Origin of the sequence: Compostibacillus humi (genome assembly GCF_014637175.1) — a bacterium.
Classification (GTDB): domain Bacteria; phylum Bacillota; class Bacilli; order Bacillales; family Amphibacillaceae; genus Oceanobacillus; species Oceanobacillus humi.
On sequence record NZ_BMEV01000139.1, the window covers coordinates 1 to 1776 of the forward strand.

Genomic DNA, 1776 nt, shown 5'->3' on the forward strand with positions numbered 1-1776 from the left:
GGGATACAAAAAGGCTCATAAACTAATCTATTTCAGTCATGCATTGGATGTAAATTCATCAAAATTTAATAGACTAAATTGTAAAATAAAAATAAAAGAAGACGATTTATCTGTTGCAGCTGAAGTAAGGGAAAATATTATAACTACACATATCAATTGGCAAAATGAAGTGGATTACTTTATGAAAGATCATAATGCCCGTTGCTTTACTGCTTATGTTGGGAAATCGATTGTCGGAACGTTGGTCATTACAAATTCAGGGAAAATATATTTTTTATTTGTAAATGAAGAAGAAAGGCGAAAAGCAATTGCTAGCAGTCTTTTATCTCATTCGATAAATCAATTAAATTTGCAAAAACTAAAGATTAGTATGCCAGACAATATTGATATCGCTGAGTTTCTAAGAAAGATTGGATTTGAAAAAGAAACGGTTGAACAATACGAAATGTACAAATTCATCTAGAAAATAGGTTCAGTCAAGATATAAAAAGAATAGTCGAACGAGAGAAATAAGTTTATATTTTAAAAACACAGAAAGTGTCTAACTAAAAAATAGTTTTGCTAGTTAAAAAAAATTTGCTAATCCAACGCCAATTTCGTTAAAATAATCTTTTGATATTACTAGAATGAATTCAATAATATCTCGGGTTTTTCTCAATAAGAACCCGGGATTTTTTGTGTCTATTTTATACCTTTCAAGGTTAATAAATTCAAAACCTTAAAAATTAACAATCGAATTTTTAATATAATTTCGGGTTCATAAGCAAGGAGCCCGAGTTTCTCATGTTCGATGCTTTTATCATGACTAATAACTTTGGGGAAGATCAAAGATATCTTGATATTGGAATTATTGATACGGTGAAGGACTTATTTGTCAACTTGATTGGTGCTATTGTCTTCAGTATGCTTGGCTATCTATATGCTCGGCTATCTATATGCTCGGCATGACCAAAAAAATGTAGGTTTGTTCGGAATTTCATACCTAAGAAAGGGAAGATAGAGTGAGGTAACTTCATATTCCAGGAATGAGTACATTAATGAAAAGGAAAGGGCATTCAAACCCATCCATTTTCTTCACCTCATTGTAAGTTTAATAAAAGATATGTAATAAAACAATACAAATTGTTCATAAACTGTTGCAGAAATAAATATTTTTGTATATTATGTACTAAAAAGGTATAAAAAGTTCATAAATAAAGAGAAGAATAGAACATGAACTTATTTCACTGCTCTGGAGGATTTATATGCTAGGAAACCTGTCAGAAATTAAAACGGTAAAACTTAAACTTAATGACTTAAATGTCAATTGCTACACAGCTGGAGAGTCTGGTCCTCCTGTGATACTTTTACATGGGGCAGGTGTTGATTCAGCTAATATTTCTTGGAGTGAGGTATTAGGTCTTTTATCAAAAAAACATCGTGTATTCGCTCCTGATCTTCCTGGGTATGGAGAAAGTGATAAACCTAATGTAGAATATTCACTTTCCTTTTATAATGGACCCAAGATTTTAGACAGCAAGAAAGGATATGTTAAGGTAGGTTTATGAAACAAAAAAGGAAACGATATTCACCAGAATTTAAAGCACAAGTTGTATTGGAAATTCTTAAGGAAGAGAAGTCTTTAACTGAGCTGTCCTCTGAATATGGGATTCATGTTAATCAACTGCGGAAATGGAAAACACAATTTCTAGAACAAATGCCGCAACTGTTTCAAAAGCAGAACAAGGATCAAGAAAAGATGAAAGCTGATTATGAAGAACAAATTGAAAATCTATA

General features: G+C 31.4%; 3 protein-coding genes. All 3 read left to right on the forward strand.

The window, feature by feature from the left end; genetic code table 11:
• On the forward strand, positions 1 to 463 hold a 463-nt coding region (locus IEV18_RS16900), incomplete at its 5' end, for a GNAT family N-acetyltransferase (protein ID WP_188393504.1).
• Positions 464 to 1244: 781 nt separating this feature from the next.
• Entirely contained in the window at positions 1245 to 1547 is a 303-nt protein-coding gene (locus IEV18_RS16905; RefSeq protein WP_229733709.1) for an alpha/beta fold hydrolase, read from the forward strand.
• Positions 1544 to 1776: transposase (locus IEV18_RS16910; RefSeq protein ID WP_188393505.1), on the forward strand; the 233-nt coding region annotated here is incomplete at its 3' end. The genes IEV18_RS16905 and IEV18_RS16910, both read left to right, overlap by 4 nt.